We start from the raw sequence: 8304 nt of genomic DNA on the forward strand, positions 1-8304 counted from the left end.
CTCAAGACCGTTGGTCTCGCCGTTTCTTAAGGCTGCTCTGTGGAGGAGCCAGCTGCGATCAGAGCCGCCATCCCTCCATCAATGAACTGCACGTTTTGAAAACCCATCGCAGTCAATACATTTGCCGCTGCCGCGCCTCGGTAGCTTGGAGTTCCGCCACAAGTGGTGAAAATTCGCCTTCCACGATCCTGTAACTCTTGAGATCTGTATTCACTTTCAAGGTCTGCCATCCAAGCGACGGCGCGACCAGGAGCCGGAATTGCTCTCGGGCTGATACCCGTGGCCGCCATTTCAGCACTATCCCTCACGTCCACCACAAGTGCGTTGGGGTCTTCGATCAGTACTGCCAGCGCGTCAGTTGCTGAAATTGGATTTGCTTTGGATATTTCCTGAGCTTCCATTTGTGCGAATGTTAAGACCATGTTGCCCCCCGACTGCAAATCTTACGCGATGCTACCATGCGGCTGATTTACCGCAAAACGGCATCCAAGCGATGATTGCCGGTCTTGTGGTCGCCCAGACGGTTGCCATCAACGAAGTTAAACAATTCCCGATCAACGGCAGAAGCGGGCCTCGCAAATGCCCCAGCCATTGCTGTTGATCCGAGATTACTCGGCGGCCAACGCCTTCTGCCTGCAATAACACGACGCCTTTATCGGCACCTCGGCGCGGGCAGCGGCCTTGTCCAGTTGTAGCTTAATGTGGGCGGCTTCGACCGTTTCACCGCGCCGGGTGAGACATTCGTGCAAACCATGCAGGCTCCAGACGTTGCCCGGATGCTGACAGGCCCGGCTGAGCGTTGCATCCAGGCCAAGGTCTGCACGGTAAACAGCTTCGGCTTCCTCCATCTGGCCCTGTTCAAGAAGAAGAGCACCCAGCGCATGACGGGTGGGTTGCATCCAGCCCCATGGCTCGTCGTATGGCAAGTTATCGTCGATCTCGACTGACTTTCGCAGGTGATCAAAGGCCGTTTCGTGCTCTCCTGCGTGATAGGCCAACTCACCCAGCATCATTTGCTCAGCGACCTTCAGAATGTCCTGGCATGTGTTGTTGAACAGCATTCGGGTCTCAGGAACTCTGGCCAGAGCATCATAGAACTTGGCTTTTTCACTCTCGGCTTCAGCGACCCTGTGTAGGTTGGCCAAGGCAACCGTCCTTGCATACCGCATCATGGCGATTGTGACGCTGTAGAGCTCCGAATCTTCAGGTAAATCCTGATCAAGGATAGCCTGCCAGCGTCCAAACCTGATCAATACATGTTGTTTCATAGGAATGAACGCCTCGAACCAATCAGCCATTGGTCGAAGTGTCTCTGAAGGTAAAGTTTCGACAAGCTCATCGGCAGCTTCCAGTGCCGCCGTTGGCTGCCCTAAAAACATCGCTCCGTAGATTTTGAAGTGGTAGTTGTGACACCTGTAAACGGAATAGAAGTTGTCAGGACCTTCGCGTTCCAGGAACTTTCGATCTGACAAGATGGCTTTGTGATTACGCAACACAACGTTCATGTAATCTCCACACAAGACGTCAATATGGGTGGGCATGTGAAGCAAGTGCCCGGCTTCAGGCACCAACGTGCTGAGCACATCACCATGGCGAAGGGCTCGCTCAGGATTTGGCGACATTTCCATCAGGTGAATGTACATGTGAAGGAGCCCTGCGTGCTCCCATGCTCCGGGGAGTGTATCAAATGCAGTTTCGAGGACTGCTATGGCTTCAAGTGTATCGGCTCCATCCGCTGGTTTCCCAGTCGGCAAGTCCCAAAGCTGCCAAGGGGTCCGATTCATGAGTGCCTCGGCCAGGAGGGCGCAAACGTCGAGATCCTGTTTGAATTCAGCATGCAGCTTTCGCATCGCGTCAGCGAAGGCATCATTCCACGGGCTGAAATCCTCAATATCCGATGAGGATGGATAACGAGCCGGAATGGCTTCGATGAGCGCGCGTTCAACAGGCGTCAGTTTGTCCTTTAACGACGCAGCAGCCTCGATTGACGCTTTTGCCAAGGCGATACAGTCAGGCTTCTCGTCTTCTTCGAATGTTTCCCAGGGCTTGTTGTAGTTCGGCCCAATGCAATACGCGATGCCCCAATGCGCCATTGCGCAATTTGGATCCGCAGCCACGGCATTCTGAAAGCATACAATCGCTTCTTCGTGGTTGTACGCGTAAGTCCAAGCCAAACCACGATCAAACCAAAGCTGGGCTTCGTCCGACGAGGTTGTGATCTTTCGGCTGTAGCTACCGAGATCATAGTATTCCATCACAATAACCCCCTAATTAAAGGTAGGAGGTTACCACAATGGGCTGCTTCTCGATACTGGCGACATCAAAGCCGACCCAAGGCATAGACCCGACTTATATGAGCCCCATTTGATCGAAGCACTCTTCTTGGCGACTGATCAACTTATCGGCTACGTGCGTGACGCACCGTCCAATCCATCCACAGTAGCCCACCGACAAGACCAAAAACACCGCTCGCACACCTAAGACGGTCTTTTGAGAAAGCTGATGTCGGCAGTCAGGTTGGTCTTTTCCGCCAACCAACACTTTTGGGGCCTGGTAAGGTCGTGCGACAGCTTCTGTTCTAACTGGCGTTGAAAACGTGTAATTTGGGCTCATTGCGGGCGTCAAAAATACGGGCACCCTACCCTTCTAGCGTGGCAACTGCATGGTCGTGAGAGGTATGCGGTCGATGCATGTTGAGGATACGTCGAGCTTCATTCGATTGTCCCGATATTGCCAGCGCATGCGCCAATGAAAACTCAATAATGTCGCGTTGCGCCCGGCTACCACCAAGGCGTTCGTGCTCAGACATGACATTTACGAATTTCTCAATCGCTTCGTCCGCATTTCCATCCGCCAACGCACGGAATGCGCCTGCTACCGAAGCAACGGTGGGGCCTGCGGGTCCCTTTGCGCCGTCAATGGTTGCTTCCAGACGCTCTCTTTGTCCCGCCATCGCATGCGCAATAGCCGCGTGAACATCCGCAAAAGCCAAGCCAGGCGAAGGAAAGAACTGAACAGCATAGTCGCTGAGTTGTTGCCAACGCTCCTGAGGAATTTGCTCGCCAGCCAAAAAGGCGCGGTGAACAATTGCTACACTATCAGTCAAAACGTTAAGTGGCGGCGCAGGAGGTCGGTCGGGGGAAACATAATCATCGAACAGCTTCCACATACCTGCCACATCGCCGCTCTCAAGCGCCCACAGAGCGACGTGCCAGCTGAGATGGCAGTGCAGATACGCTGTGAAGGGATAGTCTTGCCAGAACTCGCGAAGATAAGCGTAGCCAGCGTCCGTCTCCCCGTTCTCATAGTAGAGATGGGCCCTGACATGTGCACTGTGTGCGCTGTCTGGCTTCAACTCAAGTGCGCGCTCGATGTTTTCCGCGGCCGGGCCAATCTGTCCGGCCTCCATCTGGGCAAATGCATGCTGGCAGAGAAACCACCAGTCGTCGCCATAGTGTGGCTTTAACATGGTTGTGTACGCAAGCTGCTCTGCCTCGCGTCCAGCCTGACCTGAAAACCCTATTAAACCAAATACGCTGGTACATGTCTGAGCAAGCAAAATATCTCGCGGATGGTCTGCGACGTGATCTCGGATGCGCCTGTAGGCCTGCGGTGCACGCCCCTCAATGAGATCGCTGATAATGTCGATCTGGGCGGCTTCGCGCGGGCTGACGCCATGCGAAAGCTCTTTTGCGACGGCTATTTCACGCTTTGCATCTTGTCCACGCCCGACAGTAACAAGGTAGCGCGCAAACCCAACATGCGGCATAGCAAAACCATCATCTGCCCGCATTGCTGATCGGTAGGCTTCTTCAACATCATCAAAAGCACCCAGAAAACGGTCGATGCCTTCAACGTACGCGTCTCGCGCAGTTTGTGATGTGGTCGTTAGCGGGCTTCCGTATCGATCTTCAAGCATCCAAACCTTCCACTATCTGTACCAAACCTGTCCGTCAGTTAGCTATATGAGCATGCCTAGCCATAAACGAGTCAAAGGAAATCGACGGTACGAGGCGCCATGATTTCAGCATCCGTTTCTTTCAGAAGTCTCATGAAATCATCAACATGCCGTTTAAATCATATTTACTTTATCAAATCCCGATTTTCCAAAATTGGACTCCGAAAGCAATTTTGGGGATTATTCCGTACGGCTCGCCCCGCGTCCGGTTAGAGGAGAAAGTAGGTATGACAACCCAAACTCGCCCGCTCATTGATACGGCTTGGTTGGCAGATAACCTGACTAACCCGAAACTACGCATCATTGATGTTCGCTGGAAGTTTAGGGAGGAAAACGGCAAGGGCGTAGCCTATGACGATAGGAGCGAGTTCCAGGCCGAGCACATTCCTGGCGCCGTGTATGTTGGCATGTCGACGGAGCTTGCAGACAGCACTCAGAACACTCCCGACATGATGCTCGGCCCAGAGGACTTCGGGGAAAGGATGCGTGAGTTGGGTGTTTCCGACGACAGTCATGTCGTGGTCTACGATGACTCCGGGCTTCCATTGGCGTCTGCGCGTCTTTGGTGGGCACTTTCGCACTATGGCCATAAAAACGTGCAGGTCTTGGACGGCGGCTTGCAGCAATGGAAACTCGAAGGTCGACCCACTGAAACTGGCGATCTAACCGTTGAGCATGGTGACTTTGAACCAACAGTGCAGAGCAATTGGATTGCCCGCAAAGCTGATGTCTTGGATGCGATGGGTAAGCCCGGAGTCAGAATTGTGGACTTTCTACCAAACAACCTCTTCCGAGGCGACGGAGTACACACATGGGGAGGTCGCTCGGGACATATTCCCAGTGCCGTCAACATACCGGCGATATCGAACATCGATCCGGATTTGGCACACATACCCATTGCCGAACGTGCAGCTAAACTAAAGGAACGTGGTTCATTCAAGTTGGCGGATCATTCCAAGCTCCTCAAGCACTATCAGGACAAGGGAATTCAAACTGACGATGAGGTCATCGCCTATTGCGGCCGTGGCATAGCTGCTTCTTGTGGGCTCCTTGCGTTGCGCCAAATGGGGTTCGAAAAGTCCCGCCTGTACGTTGGTTCATGGGCTGAGTGGAGCGCCGATGAGAGCCTTCCGGTTGAAACCTCGTGAGATTACGATTTTGGGTCACTTTGGGTGGTCCAATTATTGACGCGTTGCTAGGAGGATATTTTGATGACGGACAATTTCCGGCTGACCAAAGAGGCTGCGCAGAAGTACAATAACCATAGTGTGCCTGCGATGTTCGGCCCATTGGCTGAAGCAACAATGCAGAAGGTTCAGCTTCGAAGCGGCACTTGTGTTATCGACATCGCATGCGGCACCGGGGCTTTGACGCGAGAGATTGCAAGGAAACTGACGGGCAAAGGCCGGGTTGTTGGCGTAGATCTGAACGAAACTATGATTGAAGTCGCGCAGTCCAATCAGCCGGATTGTCGTCATGTGCTCGAGTGGTATGCAGCAGATGTAACCGAGTTACCTTTCGAAGATGCTACGTTTGACTATGCCTTCATACAACAGGGGCTTCAGTTCTTCCCCGACAAATCCGCCGCTTTGCAGGAAGTTCATAGGATCTTACGCAATGAAGGTCAGCTATTTTTGACATGTTGGCGCGCAGTGTCGCCCTTCAATGGAGCGCTTGCAAAAGCTCTCGAACGGCATGTTGGAACAGATGCCGCAGTAAAAGCCAGAGCGCCTTTTTCGTTTCGAGATGGGGACCTCATTTCTAAGTTGTTGGTCGATGCAGGCTTCAAGATAGCTCGTCACGAGCCATTGGTACTAGAGCGAAGATTTATTGACCTTCGTGCGCAAATCATGGCGCTGCCAATCGAAACTGATCTTAGGGATGCAGGTGCTGACGTCACCAACAAGGTCGTGGAAGAGGTTGCAGACGCTTTGTCTAGATATGACAAAAAAGGCGTATTGCACGTACCGCAAGAAGCGCACCTTTTTGTCGCCGCGGTATAGGTCAACGACCACTGGCTCAGTTCTCCAATACGATCTTTGCCATGGCCGAAAGATAATGCGGCATTAGTGGCGGCCGAGCCTGGCTCCGCGTTGACGGTTGAGTCTGCATCAAACTATACTTTTGCGATGGCTAGCGGAAAATACATCGACGATTTGTCGGTTGGCGAAACCTTCGAAACCGGAGGCGTTACGCTGACCGAGGGAGCGATTATTGACTTCGCACTGGTTCATGACCCGCAGCCCTTCCACGTTAACAAAGTGGCTGCCGCAGAGTCGATGTTCGGCGGTCTCATCGCCAGTGGATTTCAAACAATAGCGCTTACTTTCAGGTTGTTCCGCGACACTGGTGTACTTACCGGCACCAATCTGGGTGGACATGGTATGGACGAGGTACGGTGGCTGGCTCCGGTGTATTCCGGTGACACGATCAGCGTGCGCGTCACGGTTGAGGCAATTACACCGTCACGTTCGAAGCCAGACCGGGGAACGGTCAAATTCCGATACCAGACATTTAACCAGAACGATGTTGAAGTTCTTAACCTGGTCATGCATCACGTGATGGCATGTCGGAGTTAAGGCGGTTTGCAGCGACTGGGGCGCGGCGATCAATTTGATCTCCCATTGTCATCTTCAAGAGTATCCTTGGGCTCGCCACATAAGGCTTCTTTTCGCAATTGCGGTCGTGGCGTACATGCAAACTAGCTTGTTCGCGTGTTCTCAATCCTTTTTGCATAAATAACTACTTGTAGATTGCCGCATAGCGAGGTGCGAAGAACTTAACGAAGGCTCTAACCTCTGGCCGACGATAGGCTTCCGGCGAAATGAGCATTAGGTGCGGCACCGCAAGTTCAGGGATTTCGTCGAAACATCGGATGAAAGACATGTCTGTTTCCACCAGCTTGACATTGCTGATCCCAAGGCCTTGCCCTGACCTGATTGCCGCATGCATTAGCTCCAGTTCAGTGAAAGACATGACAATCTGGTCCGGCTCCACGTGATTGGTCAACCATTCGTGGAATACATTTGGCACATCGTCCCGCTGAAAGGTAACAAATTGATGCCCGGCCAGATCATTCGTTGACCCCGGTAAGCCAAATTTGTCCGCGTAATTTCTGCTGCCGAACAAAGACCAGCGCGCCGTGCTGATCTTCCTGCAGATCAGGTCAGGATCAGGATCGGTTCTTGCAAGGCGCAACGCAATGTCGGCTTCCCCAGCCATCAGGTCCAGTGCCCGAACGCTGGACAAAAACTCAAATGCGACATCCTGATTGCTGGCGGAAAACTCATTTACGATTTCGATCATGCGTGAGGAGAAGTTTGCCGAATAAGCGGTGATACGGATGGGTTGTGTCGACGTCAATTCTTTCGCGCAATCGGCAAATTCGAGGACTGAAGCCTCGATTGCTTCTGCGAGGGGAGCGAGGCGAAGGGCTTCTGGGGTTGGTTTGAACCCGTGCGTACCGCGCTCAAAAAGCGTCAATCCTGTTTCTCTTTCGAGAACATCAATGCGTCGGGCAACCGTTGGTTGGGAGACCTTTAGCTTTCTGGAGGCCGCAAGCGTCGACCCTTCTCTGAAGACAGAGAGGAACACACGAATATCCGACCAATTTCGGAACCCGTTCTTCATTTTTGTAGAACAGCACAATTTTGTGCCGGATACCAGAAAAACAGGTGAACAGTTACTGTTGTTGCGACAGCACAAGTAACTCGGAAAGGACCATGAGATGGCTTCCCATACAATGTCACCCAGCATCTGGACCGTATTTGGTGGACTGTTCGGTTGGACCAAAAGAGCCTTCCCCGAAACCCGGAAACCGCGGCTTACGGACAATGATCTTCACTCGGAACGCGACTATATAAATGAGGTGATCTGGAATAATCCGGACGCGTTTTCGAGTGAGCTGGACGTTCAGAACATGATGAGTCTGTATCCAGAAAGGTTCTGAAAACACTTGGTGACAATCGGCCGAACAGGGCGATTAGATCACGCCAAATACAGCTGCAAGCTGGAAGTGACAGCCACGCACCTGTGTTGTTGCCATTGAGTAAGTACCAATACGAGACCTTCTGTAATCACGCCTATCGCTGCGGTCGTTCGAACGTCTGATCAATGCCTGCACGTCTGGCACTTCCTTGGGACTTCACCGACGACAATTAAGTATGGACAAAAGATTTGCAGCACCTGTTGGGGCGCCTGTGACACCAATGGGGGTCTCTTGAACCGCGACTTTCATGAAGCCCGCGAAAGAACCTAGGGTCAGGACCCATTGATTTCCGTTCTTCGGCATGATTCACCGTTCGAAAATGAGCGGTGACATGTCTGACCTTTTCTGGCTGAGCGAT

At 52.6% G+C, this 8304-nt stretch carries 7 protein-coding genes; 3 read left to right on the forward strand and 4 right to left on the reverse strand.

Features of this window, described 5'->3' with window-relative positions:
* Positions 1–26 precede the first annotated feature (26 nt).
* The 3 genes from ACR0C5_RS18195 to ACR0C5_RS18205 all read right to left on the reverse strand — a co-directional run bounded on the left by ACR0C5_RS18195 (position 27) and on the right by ACR0C5_RS18205 (position 3919).
* Entirely contained in the window at positions 27–422 is a 396-nt protein-coding gene (locus ACR0C5_RS18195; protein ID WP_480878245.1) for a rhodanese-like domain-containing protein, read from the reverse strand.
* 186 nt (positions 423–608) lie between these two features.
* Entirely contained in the window at positions 609–2255 is a 1647-nt protein-coding gene (locus tag ACR0C5_RS18200; RefSeq protein ID WP_480878247.1) for a hypothetical protein, read from the reverse strand.
* Positions 2256–2638: 383 nt separating this feature from the next.
* Entirely contained in the window at positions 2639–3919 is a 1281-nt protein-coding gene (locus ACR0C5_RS18205) for a tetratricopeptide repeat protein (protein WP_480878249.1), read from the reverse strand.
* Between the two features lie 266 nt (positions 3920–4185).
* Here ACR0C5_RS18205 and ACR0C5_RS18210 point away from each other — a divergent pair, with 266 nt between their 5' ends.
* The 3 genes from ACR0C5_RS18210 (at position 4186) to ACR0C5_RS18220 (ending at position 6537) form a co-directional block, all read left to right on the forward strand.
* The gene (locus tag ACR0C5_RS18210; RefSeq protein ID WP_480878251.1) at positions 4186–5106 is read left to right on the forward strand and encodes a sulfurtransferase; all 921 of its coding nucleotides are present in this window, start codon (positions 4186–4188) and stop codon (positions 5104–5106) included.
* 63 nt (positions 5107–5169) lie between these two features.
* Positions 5170–5961 carry a class I SAM-dependent methyltransferase gene (locus ACR0C5_RS18215; protein WP_480878254.1) on the forward strand — a complete coding sequence of 264 codons (792 nt, stop codon included), beginning with the start codon at positions 5170–5172 and terminating at the stop codon, positions 5959–5961.
* 66 nt (positions 5962–6027) lie between these two features.
* Positions 6028–6537, forward strand: a complete 510-nt coding sequence (locus tag ACR0C5_RS18220; RefSeq protein WP_480814062.1) for a MaoC family dehydratase — start codon at positions 6028–6030, stop codon at positions 6535–6537.
* 163 nt (positions 6538–6700) lie between these two features.
* Here ACR0C5_RS18220 and ACR0C5_RS18225 read toward each other — a convergent pair whose 3' ends face one another.
* Positions 6701–7588 carry a LysR family transcriptional regulator gene (locus ACR0C5_RS18225; RefSeq protein WP_480878256.1) on the reverse strand — a complete coding sequence of 296 codons (888 nt, stop codon included), beginning with the start codon at positions 7586–7588 and terminating at the stop codon, positions 6701–6703.
* Between the last annotated feature and the right edge of the window lie 716 nt (positions 7589–8304).

The sequence above is a fragment of the Ruegeria sp. N8 genome, from assembly GCF_056531325.1.